Here is a 19,951-nt window from a genome sequence, read left to right on the forward strand (position 1 = left end):
GCACAGGCCATGCACGTTGCACAAGCGGATGATTAGCTGGCAAAAAGATCACCTTGTCGCGGTCGGACGCTCCTGCCGTCCCGCGCGGTGGGGGCGGGCGCGTTCACCAGCGCCCGCGCTCGCCCGGTCAGCGTATAGACCGCTTGCCGCTGCGCCCCGCGATTAAGGTGATCGACCCGATATCCCTGATAATGCCGCTTCAACAGCCCCGCCTTCACCAGCTCGGATGCCGCCCGGCTCAAGTTCGTCTTACCCGAAGCGCGCACCTGGTCGCGCACTTCTGCCTGGACCAGCGCATCGTCCGCCGCCATCTCGTCCGTCAACCGACCGTCGTTGCGCAATTCCTCCCGCACTCTCTCCACCAGCGCCATGCGCCGGGGATCGCGATGTCCCATGGGCGTCAACGCATCGCACAGCCAATCGCGCAGAGGAACGAGCGCTTGTCCCACCCGCACCATCGGCCCCGCGCTGCCGTCAGGCTTGGCGACATCGGCGATCAGCGTCAGCAGCATGAAGGCATAGCGCGGGCGAGAACAGCAGTGCGATAGCTGATCGAGCAATTGCGACAGGTCGCTGCCTTGGGGAATGCGCGGAGAGAGGGGGGCGTGAAACATATCGTGAATCAAGCACAGTGCGACTCGGAAGGGAATCCGCTTTTTTAACCACTCATGCATTTTGTCGCCCGTGACACTTTGCCCGCTGGTAAAGTGTCACAAGGGAGCCTTTACCAGGCAGGCGGGGGCCATGCCAGTCACATGCCCAAAGTCTTACAGCGTTACGCCCCGCTTCCAGATGGCGATGGACCGCTCTTCATTCACCTCGTTGCGGGCAAGCTGGCCTGATGCGATCGCCACGACTGTATCGAGCAAATCATCGGTAGCTGCCTCCATGCCCTTGTCCAGCACCGCGCCCGCATCGAAATCGATCCAGCCCGGCTTGGCCGTCGCCAGCGCGCTGTTCGACGCGATCTTGATCGTAGGAACCGGGCTACCCAACGGCGTGCCGCGCCCTGTGGAAAAGAGCGTCAGCGTCGCGCCCGCCGCAGCCAGCGCCGTTGTAGACACGGCGTCATTGCCTGGCCCCTCCAGCACGGTCAGGCCCGGCTTGCTGGCGCGCCCGGCATAGGGGATGACGCCAGTGACAGGCACATGCCCTGCCTTTTGCACCGCGCCCAGCGACTTTTCCTCCAGCGTCGTGATGCCGCCGCGAATATTGCCGGGGCTGGGATTTTCCGACACCGGCTCACCATGCGCGACGAAGTAATTTTTAAAGTCGCGCACCAGATCGACCAGCGCGTCGAACGTCGGTTCATCGACGCAGCGATCCATCAATATCTGTTCCGCGCCGAAAATTTCGGGAATTTCGGTCAGCAATACGCTGCCGCCCGCTTGCCCCACCGCATCGGCGACACGCCCGATCAAGGGGTTAGCGGTCAATCCTGACAAGCCATCCGAACCACCGCATTTGACACCCAACCGCAGGGCAGAAAGTGGCACGGGCTGGCGCCGATCCTGCCCGGCAATCGCAGCCAGTTCCGCGATAGCAGCCAGCCCGTCCGCCATTTCGTCGCTCGATACCTGCGCGCCCAATGTGCGGATGCGGTCGCGACGCCCTTCGGGGATGCGATCCAGCATCAACGCCATCTGGTTGGATTCGCAACCCAGCCCCAACAGCAGCACACCGCCAGCATTGGGATGCTGCGCCAGTGCGGCGAGGATGCCAGTCGTGCCGCTCAGATCATCGCTCAGCTGCGAACAGCCAAAGGGGTGGGGAAAGGCATGGATGCCATCGATACCGGGCGGCAGCGCACGGCTCGCCTGCGCGGCCAGCCGCTCCGCCGTGCGTCCGACGCAGCCGACCGTAGGAATGACCCAGATTTCGTTGCGCGTGCCCACCATGCCGTCAGGGCGGACATAGCCCTCAAATGTGCGCGTGCTGGGGCCGGGCGCATCCTGTTGCGACGGGGCGGCATAGCGATAGTCATTGCCGGTGCCCAGCGCCGTATGGACATTATGGCTATGCACATGCACGCCCGGCACGATCGGCGTGGTCGCTACCCCGAACGGAAAGCCATATCGCAACACCGGATCGCCCGTCGCCACGGCGCGCACAGCCATCTTGTGCCCCTGCACAATATCCTCCGCCACGACAATGTCGGTCCCCGCCACGACAACGGTCTGCCCCGCCGTCAGGGCCGTCATCGCGACGGCAACGCTGTCACTGGGGTGGACCAGCAATATGGCGGGGGATGATGTCATGGCTCTGGGCGATCCGTTTGTGAGATGCTGACCCGCGCCAATCGCGGCGACAGCAGATGGACAGCGCCCAGTGCCACGAAATAGGCGCTACCGGCAACAGCGAACAGCGGCGTATAGCTGCCGATGCCGTCCAATATATAGCCGGCATATTTCGCCATGACCATGCCGCCGATCGCACCCACGGTCCCGCCGATGCCTACCACCGAACCGACCGCACCGCGCGGAAACAGGTCCGACGGCAGGGTGTAGAGGTTAGCGGAAAAGGCCTGATGCGCTGCCGTCGCGATGCCGATCACCAGCACGGCCAGCCACAGATTGTCGATCGATTGCGCAAAGAAAATCGGCAAAACCGCACATGCGCACAGCAACATGGTCAGCTTGCGCGCGGCGTTGACGCTCTTGCCAGCCTTCATCAGCCGTCCCGACATCCATCCACCAAATATGCTGCCGCCATCGGACAGCAGATAGATCGCCACCAGCGGCGGGCCGAAGCTGATCAGGTCCAGACCATAGCGCGTGCCAAGATAGCCGGGCAGCCAGAAGAGGAAGAACCACCAGATCGGATCGATGCAGAATTTACCGATCGCATAGGCCCAGGTTTCCCGAACCGTGATGAGCCTGCCCCAGCCGATCGGTTCGACCGGATCGGCGGGATCCTGCTGGATATAGGCCAATTCTTCCTGCGTCACCTTGGGGTGCTGGTCCGGTCGGCGATAAAATGTCAGCCACGCGATCAGCCACACTATGCCGAAGATGCCCGTCGCATAAAAGGCGACACGCCACCCATAGGCGACAGTCAGCCAGGGCACGAGCAGGGGCGTGATGATCGCGCCGATATTGGCCCCCGCGTTGAACAGGCCGATGGCGAAGGCGCGTTCCTTTTGCGGGAACCATTCGGTCACCGCCTTGATGCCCGCAGGGAAATTGCCCGACTCGCCGACGCCCAGACCAAAGCGCGCCATCGCGAACTGCGTGACACTATGCACCCCGCCATGCGCCATATGCGCGATGGTCCACACGATCACCGCGATGGCATAGCCAAAACGCGCGCCGATGACATCGACAACCCGGCCAAAGCCCAGATAGCCGATCGCATAAGCGGCCTGAAACCAGAAGACGATGTTGGCGAAGTCGGTTTCGGTCCACGACATTTCTGCCGACAGCGTGGGCTTCAACACGCCGATCATCTGCCGGTCGACATAGTTGATCGCCGTCGCTGCAAACAGCAACGCCACCACGACCCAGCGATAACGCCCGGCAGGTGGCGCCTGCATCCCCGCTTCGTTCATCATCCTGCTCCTGTCTGTTGTTACATCGACCGCTTCAGCGCGGCTCTTGTGCGATGATCGTGCAATGCAAAGTGCCCAGCCGCCCAAAGTCGGCCTCCACGCGCTGTCCGGGCCTGACCTGATGAACGCCCGTGACTGCGCCGGTCGATACCCACCAGCCCGGCTCGATCGGAATGCCACGCGCGATCAGGTTTTCCAGCAGAAACCGAACCGATCCGATCGCGCCATGGTTGAACGCAGCCGCCACACCCGTGCCAATGACAGCACCGTCAATCCGGGTCGCTACGTCCTGATCGGCATAACGGCCGTTGCGCCAATCCGAAATGGGCGGGCCAATCAGCAGGCCATTATTATTGCCGAAATCCGATATGGTGACAGCGGGGCCATGATCGTTGATGCCGACAAATGGCGAACTGGCGATTTCGATGCCGATATGGACCGCGTCGACATGATCGGCCGCCTCCTCCAACGTGAAGCGGGTCTGGCCAGCCACCGGCACCTTGCCGATACGGAACAGATATTCCGATTCCACCGCGCCGAATCCGCCGTCGAATACCAGACCGCGCGACTGCGCATCCGCGACGTTCACGGTCGACGCAAAAATCGGCCCCGCCAGCCGATCGCAGCCATATCGGACGGCCAGATCGCCCAATATGCGCCCGACTTTCCAGCCTGCAATCTTGTCCTCCACCCGTGCCATCGCTGCAGCCTGAACGGCATAGCCATCGTCCAGCGTCGCGGGCAGGGGGCCGGGATAGTCGATCAACGGTTGGGCGGCGTAACGCGCCGTAACAAAGCGCTCCGCCGTCGATTCGACCATGCTGCCTGCGCTCACTACCATTGTCCTTCTTATTCTCGTCTTCGCCGGGCGTAATGGAAACCGGTGTCATTGACAAGTGACATCCATAGTCATCCTATATAGCGGGCGGGCCTAAACCGCGTATAAGGCGCCATGGCCAAGCAGAAACAGGATGAGGGACAAGCGCCCAAACTGACCATCAACGACATCGCCCGCATGTCCGGCGTGTCGAAAAAGACCGTCAGTCGCGTCATCAACCGATCGCCGCTGCTCAACCCCGAAACCCGCCAGATGGTGGAAGCGATCATCCGGGAAACCGGCTACGTCCCCAATCCGCAGGCGCGCGCGCTGGCGCTGGGCCGCAATTTCCTGATCGGTCTGGTCTATGACAATCCCAATGCGCAGATGATCCTGTCGATGCAGCGCGGCATATTGGAGGCGTTGCACGGCACCGAGTTCGAACTGGTGATTCGCCCCGTGGATCGCGGCTCCAATCAGGTGATGGAGGACATTAAGGGCTTCGTGACGCGCCAGCGCCTGTTCGGTGTCGTCATCCTGCCGCCCATGTCGGAAAATGATGCGCTCGCCCGGATGCTCGACGAAGAGGGTTGCCGTTATGTCCGCATGGGGTCGGCTGTGCTGGACGATCCTGAACATATGGTCGCGTCCAACGATCGCGAAGCGGTCGCCGGCGCGGTTCGTTACCTGATCGCGCAGGGGCATCGCCGGATCGGGCTGATCGCCGGGCCGCACGGTTTCCGCTCTGCGCAGGAGCGTCGCCAGGGCTTTGAGATGGCATTGGCGGAGGCGGGGATCAGCCTGCCGCGCAGCTTGATTGCGGACGGCCAATATACGTTCGAATCGGGCCTGTCCGCGTCGGAAAGCCTGTTCGACCTTTCGCCACGCCCCACCGCCATCTTCGCCAGCAATGACGAAATGGCCGCAGGCGTGCTCTACGCCGCGCGATTGCGGGGCATCGCCGTGCCTGAAGAATTGTCGATCATCGGTTTCGACGACACACCACTGACGACACGGGTCTGGCCGCCGCTCAGCACCGTACGCTGGCCGATCGTGGCGATGGGGCGGGCCGCTGCGCTCAAACTGATCGGGACGGCGATCGGCGAAGGATCGGAAGTCAACGAACCCTCGATGTTCAGTTCCACACTGATCCGCCGCGCATCGGTTGCACCACCTGCTGCATCCTGATAAGACGTGGTCATGACACCGGTGTCCGACAAGGGCGCCAGCGATCCGGAAGATGAGGAGCAACTGATGTTCGACAAAACCTATTATGCGACGCACCCCGACATGATGGAATGTGTGTCGAACGAGGAACTACGCGATCGCTACCTGATCGGCGGCCTGTTCCGCGACGGCGAATGCGTGCTGAACTACACCCATGCCGACCGCTTCGTCATTGGCAGCGTGGCGGTGGCCGACGCTGCAGTGTCGCTGCCAGCGCAGACCGAGCCACCCTCGGCCGTGGGCCACCCGTTTCTGGAACGGCGCGAAATGGCAGTCGTCAATGTCAGCGGCGTCGATGGCGTCGTGACCGTCGATGGCGAATCCTTCACGCTGGGCAACAAGGATTGCCTCTATGTCACCATGGGCGCGAAGGACGTCAGCTTCTCTGGTGCAGGCGCGCGCTTCTATCTGGCCTCCTGCCCGGCGCACAAGGCGTTCACGACGCGCAAGCTGGGCATCGCCGAAGCTAACGCGGTGGAGCGCGGCAGCCTGGAAGAATCCAACGAACGCACGATTTTCCAGCTGGTCATCCCCGGCATCTGCGACAGCGCACAACTGGTCATGGGCCTCACCGTCCTGAAACCGGGCAGCGTGTGGAACACCATGCCCCCGCATATTCACGAACGCCGCAGCGAAATCTATTTCTACTTCGAACTGGACGGCCCGTCCGATCGCGTCTTCCACTATATGGGCGAGGGCGACGCGATGCGGCATATCGTCATGGCGAACGAGGAAGCCGTGATTTCGCCGCCATGGTCGGTCCACATGGGTTCAGGGACCAAAGCCTATGCCTTCATCTGGGCAATGGCGGGCGAGAATCAGGACTATACCGACATGAACGTGCTGGACATCTGCCAACTGGCCTGAGGCACGATGCTTCCCGAACCCAATTGCCGTCATTCCCGCGAAGGCGGGAACCCATCTCCCAACCTTGCGATGTGTTCCCTTCTTCGCAGGGATGACGTGGAACATATGATATGACCAATCCCTTCGACCTTACCGGCAAAGTCGCCATCGTGACCGGCGCGAACACCGGCATTGGCCAGGCGATCGCCCTCTCGCTCGCCACCGCAGGCGCTGACATCGCCGCCGTCGGTCGCACACCCGCGCAGGACACAGTGGAAAAAGTCCGCGCGCTCGGTCGCCGGGCGCAGATCGTATCGGCGGATCTTTCCACCATCGAACCGGTCCAGCGCGTCGTGGACGAAGCCCTCGACACGCTGGGCGGCCTCGACATAGTGGTCAACAACGCCGGGATCATCCGCCGCGCCGACAGCGTCGATTTCACCGAAGCGGATTGGGACGCGGTGATGGACACCAATCTCAAGGTGTTGTTCTTCCTGTGCCAGGCCGCTGGTCGGCACATGATTGCCCAAGGCTCCGGCAAGATCATCAACATCGCCTCGCTCCTCTCCTTTCAGGGCGGTATCCGCGTCCCCAGTTACACCGCATCCAAAAGCGGCGTGGCGGGACTGACCAGGCTGCTGGCGAACGAATGGGCGGCCAAGGGCGTCAATGTGAACGCCATCGCGCCGGGCTATATCGCCACCAACAATACCGCAGCGCTGCAAGCCGACGAAACCCGCAACCGCCAGATTCAGGAACGTATTCCCGCAGGCCGCTGGGGTGAAGCCTCCGACATCGGCGGCGCAGCCGTGTTCCTGGCGTCCCATGCCGCAAACTATATCCACGGCCACACCCTTGCCGTCGATGGCGGATGGCTGGCGCGTTAATATTGCAGGCGGACAAGATTAGGTTGACAATAGAGGAGGGCGCACCCTTCCCATATCGACAACAGGAGGATGGATGCCCGACTTCGACAGGCGAACCGTCATCGGCATACTGGCCGCGTCAGCGACACCAGCCTTCGCCACTCAACCCGACCCCGTCGTCACGACGCGCAACGGACGCATCCGGGGCACGCGCGAACAGGGGCTGCACGTCTTTCGCGGCGTCCGATACGGGCAGGACACCGCCGCCCGCCGATTCCGCGCGCCCCTGCCGCCGCAGCCTTGGCGCGATGTGGCCGAGGCCACACAGTTCGCGCCGTCCTGTCCCCAACGCGGGCAACAGGTCTCGACCAGCGAAGATTGCCTGTTCCTCAACATCTGGACACCAGAACTGGATCGCGGCGGCAAGCGACCGGTCATGCTCTACATCCACGGCGGCGCCTACTCCAACGGCTCCGTGGTCGATCCCCTGAACGACGGGCGGCATCTGGCGGCGACGGGCGACGCCGTCGTCGTTACCGTCAACCACAGGCTAAACGCGCTCGGCTATCTCTATCTCGCCCGGCTCGACTCACGCTTTGGCGACAGCGGCAATGTGGGGCAACTCGACCTCATCCTCGCGCTCCGCTGGGTGCGCGACAACATCGCGGCTTTCGGCGGCGATCCATCCAATATCCTGCTCTTCGGTCAGTCGGGCGGCGGCGCAAAGATCGCCACGATGATGGCGATGCCCGCCGCCAAAAACCTGTTCCACCGCGCGATCACGATGAGTGGGCAACAAGTGACGGCCAGCGGCCCGATCAACGCCACGCGCCGGACGATGGCCTATCTCGCCAGGATCGGGGTGAGGCCAGACGCGCTTGACTCGCTCATCACCATGCCGGTCGAACGGCTGATAGAAGGCCTGAGTGCGACCGATCCCATATTGGGCGGCGGCGTCTATATGGGACCAGTGCTGGATATGACATGGCTGGACCGGCACCCCTTCTGGCCCGACGCCGCGCCACAAAGCAACGCCATCCCGATGATGCTTGGCAATACGCGCGACGAAACGCGCGCCTTCATCGATCCAGACGGGCCGTTGATCCGGGGACTGGACTGGGCCAACCTGCCTGCGCGCATGGCGGGCGAGTTGCGCATGGACCTATCCCCCGAATGGATCGTCGCGCAATATCGCGCGCATTTCCCTGACTGGTCTGCCGAACGCATATTCTACGCCGCCACCACGGCAGGACGCAGTTGGCCCGGTCAGGTGATAGAGGCCGAAGCCCGCGCCCGCGCTGACGCGCCGACATGGGCCTATCAGGTGGATTATCAATCCCCCACGGATCCCCGCAGGGGCGCGCCGCATACCATGGACATTCCGCTCGCCTTCGGCACGATCGACGCGCCGGGGTCGCTGACCGGAACCGGGGCTGGGGCGCGGGCGGCGTCGGCGGCCGTCATGGCGCGCTTTCTGGCCTTTGCCCGCATGGGCGATCCCAATGCGACTGGCTTGTCCACATGGCCGCAATATCGCCTGCAAGACCGCGCGACGATGATCTTCGACATCGAAAGCCAGGTCGAAAACGACCCGCGCGGGTGGGAGAGAATGTTGTTCGCCCGCGTCCCCTATATCCAGCCGGGCAGTTAAAAACGCACATGCGTTTAACGAACCATTATTTAAATATAGATCAATATTTGTTGGAATATCGATTAGTTAATTCTTAAATACTTATTATTGTTAATGCAATCCTAATGATCATTATTGAAAAAATTTGGAACATATAACCAATTTAATCTTTCATATCAGACAACTGATAGGAGGATTCGTCATGAATAGCATTATCAAGTATTTTGTATCGTCTATGGTCATTCTGGCTCCCGCTACCGCAAGCGCACAGTCAGTCGGTGGTTTACTTGGAAAACCGGTCGTAGCCGCAGGTAATCTGATCGGCAACGTTTCTGGCGTTCATCATCAGGTGTTGGCCCCGACCGTGACAGGCGTCGTCCCGACCGTGGCGCCATTGGCGGATGGAGTGACTCATGCCATTGGCAATGTCGGCAACGGCGTGACCGCCACGGGTCAGTCGATCGACGCAAACGGAGTCGCGGTCGGCGTCCCCGGCAGCGCGCCGCTCGTTACCGTCGGTGCGAAGCAACCCGGCACCCATGGCTCGGTCGCGGCAATCGCAAACGGCCAATAAGTCCACATGGGCATCCCCGGAAGCAGCCGTCTGAAAGACGCGTCGCTTCCGGGGGCGCCACCCGACCTGAATAAGGTCGCATTTGCCCGGCGCCTGTGCGCCAGCATGGCCAAAGGCCAGCTCATATGTTCACCTTTCATGAGGGGGCGTTGTATCGTATCGCCGCACGCGGTCTGGCGCTGGCAACGTTAATATCGCTGTCTTTTCCCGATCGCCTCGACGCGCAGACCAGCCCCGGCGTCATTGGGCGCGAGCGTCTGGATCAGCGACCCGGACCAGTACGCAAGAAGCGCAAGCCCGCGCGCCGCACGAAGGCAAAGCCAGTCACGCCACCTGCCATCATCTCCTTCCGTCTGGAAAAGATACAGTTGGAAAACTCCAGCCTGCCGCCCGCTGATGTCGATGCCGTCAACCGCAGCTTTGCCGGGCGGATCGTCGATACCGCGCTGCTCCAGCAACTCGCCCAATCCCTCGTCGCCCTCTATGGTCGCAGTGACATCGCGCTCTACAGCGTCGTGATACCCCCGCAAAATGCTACCAACGGCGTGTTGCGCGTGATCGCGACGGAAGGCTATGTGACCCAGATCAATGTGGAGGGCACGAAACGGCGCAAAGTCATCCGCGCCGTCGAACGCTATGCCGGGCAAGCTATGCAGGAACGCCCCCTGAAAAAATCGACATTCGACCGCATTACGTCCCTGCTCGGTGGGCTTCCCGGCGTGCAGCCCACATTGGCGGTCCAGTCCGATCCAGCCTCCGGCGACAGCACACTGGTCGTCACCGTGGAGCACAAGCCAGTCACGGCGACAGTCAGCATCGACAGCCGGGGCATCGCCTTGCTGGGACGCACCCATGTTCAGTTGGACATGCAGGCTAACAGCATGATCTTTGGCGGCGATCAGATGCAGATCAGCATCCTGTCGGGCATCGCCGACGATAGCATCCAATATCAGGCAATCAGCTACGCAACGCCGATCGACAGCCAAGGCACGACCATAACCGCCAACGCCGCGCGCCAACGCACCCGTACCTGGATCTTCCCACTGGAGGGCCGCGCGAATACATTCGGCGTCCAGGTCGCCCATCCGCTATTTCGCGGCACCCGCCGCAGCCTGTATCTAACGGCGGGGATCGACGGCATCGACAGCCACAATGCGCTGATGGGCTTCACCTTGGCTAACGACCGCATCCGCGCATTGCGTCTGGCCGCAGCCTATTCCGTTACCGGGCAAAAGCGCCTGTTTTCGGCGGGCATCACGATGAGCGCGGGCCTCAACGCACTGGGCGCACGGGTTACGCCGGGACAGGCGGATGACGCGTTTCGCAAGATCACCGCGAAGGTGAACGCGAGCCAGGCGATCGGCAATGACGCGGCGCTCCGGGTTGCGCTCTTCGGGCAATTGACTGGCGACGATCTGCCATCTTCGGAGCAGGTCGCGCTGGGTGGAGACGAATTTGGCCGCGCTTATGAAGCATCCACGATCGCGGGCGACTCCGGCTTTGCCGGTTCCGCCGAACTGGCCTGGCGTCCGGCCAAACTGCCCTCGTTCGTCGCAGGATCGGAATTTTACCTCTTCGCCGATGCCGGGCGCGTGCGCTACCGCAGCCGCTACGGACTGCCGGGCAGCGGATCGACGGTCGCATCGGTTGGGACCGGCGGGCGCATGCTGATCGCGCGCAATCATGTACTGGAGGTGGAGGCCGCACATGGCCTGACCGATCCGGTCTTCTATCTCGATCGCAAGAAAACGCGAATCGTCGTCAGCCTGAAATCCAGTTTCTGACCGTCTTCATTTCTGCACGGGATAGGACACGATGATCGTGAGCGGCACCTTCCCCATTTGCCGGATACCCACGACCGCCCCGTCATAAAGATAGGCGGCCATGCCCGATGTCAGAGTCCTGCGCTCCCCATCCGACGTTACTTCTCCTGCACCCGACAGCACATAATAGACCTCGTCATGCCCGATCGGGTGCAGTCCGATGGCGGACCCGACATGCAAAACCCGCTTGCGAAATTCCATCGTGCGGGGCTGGGGCGCGGCGTCGCTGATGCGATAGGCGGTGCTCATGCCGATTGCGCCATGCGGGTTGGGCTCCTCCGTGCGGACATCGCGCTCGACGATCACCGCCATCGGCGGCGCGGCAGCGGCCAGCAGCAGGGCGAGGATCATCGCGGCTCCGCCCCATGTCCATCCTGCCGCATCATCTTGTCCCGGTCGGACAGATGTTCGGCAATCTCGTTTGTCTGGCCCGGATAGCGGCCTGATTTCGGCTCCATCGTATCCAGATTCCAGTCCGCCGCGACAAAGGGTGCGCGCGTCTGCGCCATCTTGGGATAGCCACCGACCTGCTTTTCATCGTTGATGATCTCGCCACGCCCTTCCGCCACGAAGAACAGCACACGCAGATCGTCGGCGTCCCGGTCCCATGGTCGCGCCCCGGCATGGGCCAGCACATGCGTTTCGACATCGCGCACCGACAAAATCTTCGTCCCCGGCCACCAGACCGGCGGCGCAGCGACCTCGTTCACCTTCGCCCGCGTCTCACCATAGCGGCCGAACATCGGCAGCGGTTGGCCGAACCGATCGACCGCCAGATTGTCCTTTCCATGATAATCCAGGTCGCCATCCCCACCCAGCATCAGGAACGGCAGCTTGGGTTCGGTCGACACCCCGCCGCGCATCACATTGCCGACCGCCGACAGCTTGCCCGTCTGATAGGGATGATCGCCCCATTCCAGCGCCATCAGATTATAATGCACCGCCCGTTCACCCGGATCATAGATCAGGTTGTTGACCAGTTCGACCTGCGCGCCGCCCTTCAACAGCGGATTGCGCTCTTTATTATGGGCGTAGATATTGCGGTAGATCAGTATCTCGCTGGCATTGTCGTGGATCAACGACCCCTTGCTATGCTCGCCCTTGGGATGGCTGGCGTCGGCGAGTCCTTCGGCGGCGAGATTATAGGAAAAGGTAATCGCATGCGACGTTCCCTTGCGCCACTCATCGGGCGTCGCCCCGGTGAAGCGCGGGCCTGACGCCGACATATTTTCATCCAGCGCCCAGGTGAAGGTGCAATGGTCGATCATCACATGATGCGCGGCCACGGTGGACACGGCGTCGGCTTCCCAACCGCTCATCTTCGCCTGCCCATCGACGCCGGTGCGAATGCGGATGTGACGCATCACCACGTCATGCGTCGCGATGTCGATCCCGGTCTTGATGAGCGTAATGCCGGGCGAAGGCGCGGTCTGCCCGGCGATTGTCACATAAGGCTCGCTGATCCTGAGCGTCTGCCGCCCCATATCGATGATGCCACCGACCTCGAACACGATGATGCGCGGTCCCTTTGCCTCCAGCGCTGCCCTGAAACTGCCCGGCCCATCGGCGGCCAGCGTGGTCACGCGGATGATGCGTCCACCGCGACCGCCCGGTGTCGTTGCCGCCCATCCGACTGCGCCGGGGAAAGCCAGCGCGCCACTGGACACAGCTGCATCGGGCGTAATCTTGCGCACCGGCGCAGCCTCTACTGCCATCGGCGCGAGACAGGCCACAGCCAGCGAAACCGCGCAAAGGCGCAGGAGGGCAGGGGAACGACGCATGATCTTATAGTCTCCTCTCACGCCCATAGGTGCCACCGCACGGCATCATCCGCAATATCTTTTGACACCGGTTTCCAGAATGTGGGACGAAGGGAGAATGGGCACTCCTGATTCAGGCTGATCAGCCAACTTAAATCGCTTGGCCGATGCACTGCCACGGATATTTCGTGGATCTGACGGTCCAAATCCCCCATAAAAGGCAAAACCGTTGATAATATCGCCATTCCATATTGACAGCCCTGCCTCGCTGTCCCATCAATGACACCGGTTTCCACATGAATCAGACGACCAGTAAAGACTGGCGACGATGTGGAGCGGGGAGGGGCTGGCAATGTCAAAGCATCCACCCGTCACGACCATGACCTCGGCTCGCCAAGTAGCGGGCAGGCGAATGATAATGGGAAGGAGCGGCATGATGACGACTATTAAGGGCAATCATTCAGGCGACATGCGGCGCTGGCTGGCCGGGGCGTCCGTCGCCGCGATGGCTCTGGCAACACCCGTCGGCGCGCAGGCGCAGGACGCGGCGCAACCCGCCACCCCGCCGCAGGCCAGCGCGGATGGCGACGTCGCCGACATCGTGGTCACTGGTTTTCGCCAGTCGCTGGGCGCGGCCATCAACCTGAAACGCCAGTCGGTCGGATCAGTCGATGCGATCGTCGCTGAAGACATCGCCAAATTCCCCGACCAGAATCTCGCCGAATCGCTTCAGCGCATTCCTGGCATCTCCATTCAGCGCGACGGCGGCGAAGGCCGTGCCATCACTGTGCGTGGTCTGGGCGCGCAATTTACCCGCGTCCGCGTCAATGGGCTGGAAACCGTCGCCACTTCCACCGACGGCGCCAGCGCCAACCGCGACCGCGCCTTCGATTTCAACGTGTTCGCGTCCGAACTGTTCAGCTCGCTGGTCGTCCACAAAACGGCCGAAGCGTCCCTGGACGAAGGCTCGCTTGGCGCAGTCGTCGATCTCAACACCGGCAATCCGCTGGCGGGCAAAGAAGGCTTCACCTTCGTCGGATCGGCCACCGGCTCCTATAACGACCTGTCGAAAAAATGGGGACCGCGCGCTGCTGGCCTGATGTCGTGGAAATCCGCCGACGGCCAGTTCGGCGTGGCGCTGTCCGCGGCCTATTCCAAACTCGACACGCTCCAGATGGGCAATAACACGGTGCGCTGGTCGCAGGCCCGCTTCGACAGCGTCAATGGCGCTGGCTGTTTCACGACGACCGCCACCAGCACGACCCGCGCATCCAACAGCGGGGGCGTCTACACCAATGGCCGCTCGGCTGCCTGCGACAAGGCGGCGCTGGCCTTCCATCCCCGCATCCCCCGCTACGGCGAAATCGCGCAGGAACGCGAACGCATCGGCATCACCGGCTCGCTCCAATGGGCGCCGTCCGACGCGACCAAAGTCTCGATCGACGGTCTTTTCTCCCGCTTCCGCGAAACGCGCGAAGAAAAATGGGGCGAAGTGCTGCTGCGCTCCAACGAACGCTCGATCGACGTCGTAAACCCCGTCTACGACGCCAACAACAATATGATCTCCGCGACGCTTAACGACGCATGGGTCCGCACCGAACATTATCTGCGCAAGTCGCAGACGAAATTCTACCAGATCGGCGGCACATGGGATCAGGATCTGGGTGACAGCTTCCGCTTCACCCTGCTGGGCGGCATGTCGAAGTCCGACGCATCCATCCCCGTCGAAACCACGCTGGTGTTCGACGATCGCGATGCGCAGGGTTACAGCTACGACTATAGCAATATGGCGCGCCCGGTGTTGAAATTCGGCACCAGCGTCACCGATCCGGCCAATTTCCAGCTGGCTGAAATCCGCGACCGCCCATCCTCCACCACCAACAAATTCCGCACTGCCCAATTGCGCACAGAATGGGACGTGACGGACGGGTTCACGATCAAGGCAGGCGCGGTCTATCGCCGCTTCTCCTTCGATACCGAAGGCTTCACCCGCGATACCGTCGTATGCGGCAATGGCGGCGTGGATCGGGTACTGGGCACCGTAAACTGCTCGCCCACTTCGGCGTTCGGCCCGACCGCCATCTATGGCCTGCCTGTCACGGCGGCCCTGTCGGAACTCTTCACGCTCAAGGGCGCGAACGCCCCTGCGGGCACGACCACGCAATGGCTCGTCCCCAATCTGGCGGCCGGCACCGACTATACGAAACTATACCAGCGCCCGGCCGCCGTCGATGCAGGCAACACACGCGGGGTGGTGGAAAAGACCACGGGTGGTTACGTTCAGTTCGACGCCAAGGGTGATCTCTTCGGCCTTGAATATGCCGCCAACGCCGGCATCCGCTACGTCAGGACGGACCAAAGTTCGACCGGCCTCAACAATGGCGCGCTGGTCGGCGTGTCGCGCTCCTATGAAGACTGGCTGCCCGCCTTCAACGTCGCCTTCTTCCCGCATAAGGACTTTGTGGTGCGTGCGTCGGTGGCGGACGTGATGACCCGGCCCAGCCTGGGTAATCTGACGCCGGGCGGATCGGTCGACGGGTTCAACTATCGCGTCAACTTCGGCAACCCCAACCTCAACCCTTTCCGTGCCACCGCCTATGACCTCGCGCTCGAATGGTATTTCGCGCCCCAGTCGATCGCATCGGTCGCGATCTTCAAAAAGGACGTGCAGAGCTTCCCCATCGGCCAGACGATCACCGGCACCTTCGCCTCCACCGGCCTGCCTTTGTCGGTCATTCCGCCCAGCTCACCTGCCGCCGGTCAACCCGAACGCACCGAAGGCTGGGCGATCAGCACCATCGTCAACGGCAGCGGCGCCAGCCTGAAGGGCATCGAACTGTCGGTGCAGGCGCCCTTCACCTTCCTGCCCGGCTTCCTGTCGCACTTCGGCGGCATCGTGAATGCGACCTTCGTCCAATCGAGCGCGGATTACACCGTCTCCGGTCCCGCCATCGTGCCGGGCGGCGGCAACGTCTCCGCAGTGCGCAACGCGACCCTCTTCGGCCTGTCGAAACGCGCCTTCAACGGCACGCTTTACTATGAAGATGAAAAGTTCAGCGCCCGCGCATCGGCCAGTTACCGCAGCGGCTATATCGACCAGAATAGCGGCACCGGCAATGTGTTCGAAGGCTATAACAGCACGATCAACATCGACGCATCGGTCCGTTACAAGCTGACCAGCTGGATCGAATTGTCGCTGGAAGGGATCAACCTGACCGACGAATATCGTGATCGCTACACCGATCTCGACGCCAATCGCAACTATGAGCAATTGCATTTCGGCCGCACGTTCCAGGTGGGCGCGCGTTTCAAGATGTAATGGCTCGGCCGGGTCGCTTCTGCACGGGCGACCCGGCTCTTTTCTTTTTTCTTTAAGGAACGCGATGACGATCAACCGCCGCGATGCGATGACGGGGCTACTGGCGGGGACCGCGGCGGCGCTGACCGGCGGGGAAGGCGCTCTGGCAGCGCAAGCCTCCGCGCCCGACACCGTGACGTGGAAACGCGGCCTCGACAATCAACGTATCGCCGACCTGGGCGACGGGCGCTTCCTCAATCCGCTGATCTCGGGCGACCGGCCCGATCCCGCGATCCTGAAGGACGGCGCGGACTATTATCTGACCTTCTCGACCTTCGACAGCTATCCCGGCCTCACCATCTGGCACAGCCGCGACCTCATCAACTGGCAACCGCGCAATGCCGCGCTCACCACGAATATCGGGTCGGTCTGGGCCGTCAGCCTGGAAAAGCACGACGGCCGCTATTTCCTCTACATCCCGGTCAAAGCCAGCCCCAACAGCATCTATGTCATCCATGCCGACCATATCGACGGCCCGTGGAGCGCGCCGGTAGACCTCAAACTCCACCACCATATCGACCCCTGCCATGCCGTAGGTGAGGATGGCAGCCGCTGGCTTTTCCTGTCCGGCGGCGATCGCATCCGGTTGGCTGATGATGGCCTGTCTACGGTCGGCGCGGTGGAGCATGTCTACGACCCCTGGCGCTATCCCGACACATGGGATGTCGAGGGTTTCTCGCCCGAAGGTCCAAAGATCCATCGCCATGGCGGCTGGTTCTACATGCTGACCGCCGTCGGCGGCACGGCAGGACCGCCGACCGGCCATATGGTCATCGCTGCCCGGTCCCGCTCGATCCACGGCCGATGGGAACAGCATCCCGCCAATCCGCTGGTGCGGACGGTCAGCATGGACGAAAAATGGTGGTCGCGCGGTCACGCCAGTCTGATCGAAGCCCCCGACGGCAGTTGGTGGGCTATCTATCATGGCTATGAAAACGGCCTGTGGACGCTGGGGCGGCAGACATTGCTCGACCCCGTCGAATGGACGAAGGACGGCTGGTTTCGCATGACGGGCGGCGACCTGTCCAAACCCTTGGCCAAGCCACGCGGCGGACAGTCGCTGCCCCACGGCATGGCACTGTCCGACGATTTCACACGCCTCAGGCTGGGCGCGAAGTGGAACTTCTTCCGCCCGGCGCCCGACGAAGCCACGCGCGCGCGGGTGGAGCAGGGCGTCCTGCACCTCAAAGGTCGCGGCACCGCGCCGGTCGACTCGTCTCCGCTGTTGCTGATCGCAGGCGACCCGTCTTATGAATTTCAATGCGACATAGAGATCGCGCCGGGCGGCACGGCGGGTCTGCTCCTGTTCTACGACGACACACTCTATTGCGGCCTGGGCTTCGATGAAGATCGTTTCGTCACGCATCAATATGGCATGGAGCGTGGCCGACCCGCCAACCCCTATGGCCGCCGACTGACGATGAAGGTCAGCAACCGCGACCATATCGTCGCCTATCATCTAAGTGACGATGGCGGCCGCACATGGCACCGGTTCGATCGGGGCATGGAAGTATCGGGCTATCATCACAATGTTCGCGGCGGCTTTCTGATGCTCCGCCCCGGCCTTTACGCCGCAGGACCGGAGGAAGCCCGCTTCTCGAACTTCCGGTTCAGGGCGCTGTAGGGTTTCCCGGCATAACGCATAACAATGCTCTACCGGAATCGTCATGCCGAACTCGTTTGCGCGCGGAATCGAGGCGCCAGCATCCATCGCGCGATCAACGCGTCTGACGCCACGCATCAACTCACACCCCCTCTCGTCGCACGCTCGTTGAGATTTAACATAATATATATTATCGACTAAATTACGTGTAAGCACCGGATAGAAATGACACCTCTCTGCTAGATAGAAATGACACCCTTGGGCGTCCTTAGCAGAGCTCGGTGGCATGGTCCTCCTGGCAGTTCGGGAGGACGCGCTTATGACGGTGGTGGCGATGAGCCATGGCGAGCTTTCGCGGTTTGACACATTGATGCGCGTGGAGCGCGGCGCGCTTCGGGTTGAGGATGCTGCGCTGCTTCTGGGATTGAAGCGCCGGCAGATCTTCCGGTTGCTTGAGCGTCTGCGTGCCCAAGGCGCTTCAGGCCTGGTGTCGCGCAAGCGTGGTCGGCCGAGCAACCGGCGTCACAGCGATGCCTTTCGCGAGCGGATCCTATCGCTGGTCCGCGAGCATTATGCGGATTTCGGACCGACCCTGGCTCGTGAGTATCTCGCGGACCGTCACGATATCCTGGTGGGCTGTGAGACGCTGCGTCAGATGATGATTGAGGCGGGTATCTGGCAGGCTCGCGCCGCTCGTAAGTCTCGCCCCTATCAACCCCGCCATCGGCGGGAGTGCCGGGGCGAGTTGATTCAGATCGACGGATCTGATCATGAATGGTTCGAGGATCGCGGTCCGCGCTGCACGCTGCTCGTCTACATTGACGATGCGACCAGCGAGTTGATGCATCTCAAGATGGTCGAGAGCGAGAGCACCTTTTCCTACATGGAAGCGACGCGCGAATATATCGAGCGGCATGGCAAACCTGTGGCATTCTATTCCGACAAGCACACGGTCTTCCGCAACCCCAAGGCTACGGCGAAGGGCGATGGCATGACGCACTTCGGGCGCGCGCTGGACGCACTGAACATCGAGATCATCTGCGCCAATTCGCCGCAAGCCAAGGGTCGGGTCGAACGGGCGAACGGCACGTTGCAGGATCGACTGGTCAAGGCGATGCGCCTGGAAGGCATCTCTTCAATCGGAGAAGCCAATGCCTTTTTGAGCAGTTACCAGACGACACATAATGCGCGCTTCGCTCGCCCGGCAGCAAACAGTCGTGATCTGCACCGCCCTTTGGCACCGCGGGATGATCTGCACTCCGTCATGGTCTGGCGCGAACAGCGGACGGTCACCGCCGCGCTGACGCTGCACTATAACAAGGTGCTGTTCCTCCTGGAGCCGAACCCGATCAGCAAGGAACTGGCGCGCAAGCGCGTCGATGTTTGTGAATATCCTGATGGCACGGTGGAGATCCGGCACGAGGGGCGCTCCCTCCCCTACAGCCTGTTCGACAAGATGCCCCGGATCAATCAACCTGCCATCGTCGACAATAAGCATCTCGACGCGGCGTTGGCGCTAGCAAAGGAGATCCAGGCGATCGCGCCGCATCACCGGCAGCGGAACAATAATGCCCCTGCCCGCCGCGACCAGCCCACACATCTGTTCCTCGAGCCGGAAGCGCCGGGAAAGATCGACCGGCGTCGGTTGGGCGGCCGAAAACTCAAACGCGGTCCACGGCTCAGTCAGGCTGAGTTGCAGGCACGCGGCACGCTGGAGTTTGTGAAGGCGCGCTGACCAAGCCCGCTGCCTGCGCAGCGGGTCCATGCCCTGCCCCACCAATGTCACGCCATCAGCAGGGTCTGCGCTGCGCTAGGCGGATGGCTCCGCGCAGACCCTGCTGCTATAAATGGTGTCATTTCTATCTAGCGGAGATAGTGTCTTTTCTAAGCAGCTCAAACA

At 62.1% G+C, this 19,951-nt stretch carries 15 protein-coding genes; 9 read left to right on the forward strand and 6 right to left on the reverse strand.

The features are described from left to right. Positions 1 to 32: 32 nt before the first annotated feature. The 4 genes from WA070_RS06770 to WA070_RS06785 all read right to left on the reverse strand — a co-directional run bounded on the left by WA070_RS06770 (position 33) and on the right by WA070_RS06785 (position 4,382). A complete protein-coding gene (locus WA070_RS06770; RefSeq protein ID WP_422633325.1) occupies positions 33 to 614 on the reverse strand; it encodes a hypothetical protein in 582 nt (193 codons plus the stop codon). Between the two features lie 153 nt (positions 615 to 767). Then, a complete protein-coding gene (locus tag WA070_RS06775; protein WP_422633326.1) occupies positions 768 to 2,258 on the reverse strand; it encodes a UxaA family hydrolase in 1,491 nt (496 codons plus the stop codon). Then, entirely contained in the window at positions 2,255 to 3,547 is a 1,293-nt protein-coding gene (locus tag WA070_RS06780; protein ID WP_422633345.1) for an MFS transporter, read from the reverse strand. The genes WA070_RS06775 and WA070_RS06780 overlap by 4 nt, the downstream gene beginning before the upstream one ends. 34 nt (positions 3,548 to 3,581) lie before the next feature. Next, positions 3,582 to 4,382: a 2-keto-4-pentenoate hydratase gene (locus tag WA070_RS06785; protein WP_422633327.1), complete on the reverse strand. Its 801-nt coding sequence runs from the start codon at positions 4,380 to 4,382 to the stop codon at positions 3,582 to 3,584. A gap of 117 nt (positions 4,383 to 4,499) precedes the next feature. On the opposite strand from WA070_RS06785, the gene WA070_RS06790 reads away from it, so the two are divergent. From WA070_RS06790 to WA070_RS06815, 6 genes are all read left to right on the forward strand, one after another. Further along, entirely contained in the window at positions 4,500 to 5,552 is a 1,053-nt protein-coding gene (locus tag WA070_RS06790; protein ID WP_422633328.1) for a LacI family DNA-binding transcriptional regulator, read from the forward strand. A gap of 66 nt (positions 5,553 to 5,618) precedes the next feature. Continuing rightward, a complete protein-coding gene (kduI, locus tag WA070_RS06795; RefSeq protein ID WP_422633346.1) occupies positions 5,619 to 6,458 on the forward strand; it encodes a 5-dehydro-4-deoxy-D-glucuronate isomerase in 840 nt (279 codons plus the stop codon). A 110-nt stretch (positions 6,459 to 6,568) separates the two neighbouring features. Continuing rightward, positions 6,569 to 7,324 (forward strand): 2-dehydro-3-deoxy-D-gluconate 5-dehydrogenase KduD, encoded by a 756-nt coding sequence (gene kduD / locus WA070_RS06800; protein ID WP_422633329.1) that lies wholly within the window; start codon positions 6,569 to 6,571, stop codon positions 7,322 to 7,324. Positions 7,325 to 7,397: 73 nt separating this feature from the next. Then, on the forward strand, positions 7,398 to 8,954 hold the full coding sequence (locus WA070_RS06805) for a carboxylesterase/lipase family protein (protein ID WP_422633330.1): 1,557 nt from the start codon (positions 7,398 to 7,400) through the stop codon (positions 8,952 to 8,954). Between the two features lie 181 nt (positions 8,955 to 9,135). Further along, entirely contained in the window at positions 9,136 to 9,507 is a 372-nt protein-coding gene (locus WA070_RS06810; protein ID WP_422633331.1) for a hypothetical protein, read from the forward strand. A gap of 125 nt (positions 9,508 to 9,632) precedes the next feature. Beyond that, the gene (locus WA070_RS06815; RefSeq protein WP_422633332.1) at positions 9,633 to 11,291 is read left to right on the forward strand and encodes a ShlB/FhaC/HecB family hemolysin secretion/activation protein; all 1,659 of its coding nucleotides are present in this window, start codon (positions 9,633 to 9,635) and stop codon (positions 11,289 to 11,291) included. A gap of 6 nt (positions 11,292 to 11,297) precedes the next feature. On the opposite strand, the gene WA070_RS06820 is transcribed toward WA070_RS06815, so the two are convergent. Continuing rightward, complete coding sequence (locus tag WA070_RS06820; RefSeq protein WP_422633333.1) at positions 11,298 to 11,681, reverse strand: cupin domain-containing protein; 384 nt, start codon at positions 11,679 to 11,681, stop codon at positions 11,298 to 11,300. Then, entirely contained in the window at positions 11,678 to 13,045 is a 1,368-nt protein-coding gene (locus tag WA070_RS06825; protein ID WP_422633347.1) for a pectate lyase family protein, read from the reverse strand. Before WA070_RS06825 ends, WA070_RS06820 begins: the two co-directional genes overlap by 4 nt. A 481-nt stretch (positions 13,046 to 13,526) precedes the next feature. On the opposite strand from WA070_RS06825, the gene WA070_RS06830 reads away from it, so the two are divergent. From WA070_RS06830 to WA070_RS06840, 3 genes are all read left to right on the forward strand, one after another. Further along, on the forward strand, positions 13,527 to 16,409 hold the full coding sequence (locus WA070_RS06830) for a TonB-dependent receptor (protein WP_422633348.1): 2,883 nt from the start codon (positions 13,527 to 13,529) through the stop codon (positions 16,407 to 16,409). Between the two features lie 64 nt (positions 16,410 to 16,473). Continuing rightward, positions 16,474 to 18,072 carry a family 43 glycosylhydrolase gene (locus WA070_RS06835; RefSeq protein ID WP_422633334.1) on the forward strand — a complete coding sequence of 533 codons (1,599 nt, stop codon included), beginning with the start codon at positions 16,474 to 16,476 and terminating at the stop codon, positions 18,070 to 18,072. Positions 18,073 to 18,370: 298 nt separating this feature from the next. Continuing rightward, the gene (locus tag WA070_RS06840) at positions 18,371 to 19,786 is read left to right on the forward strand and encodes an ISNCY family transposase (RefSeq protein ID WP_422633349.1); all 1,416 of its coding nucleotides are present in this window, start codon (positions 18,371 to 18,373) and stop codon (positions 19,784 to 19,786) included. The last annotated feature ends 165 nt before the right edge of the window (positions 19,787 to 19,951 follow it).

The organism is Sphingobium sp. (assembly GCF_049304695.1).
In the GTDB taxonomy this organism is placed as follows: domain Bacteria; phylum Pseudomonadota; class Alphaproteobacteria; order Sphingomonadales; family Sphingomonadaceae; genus Sphingobium.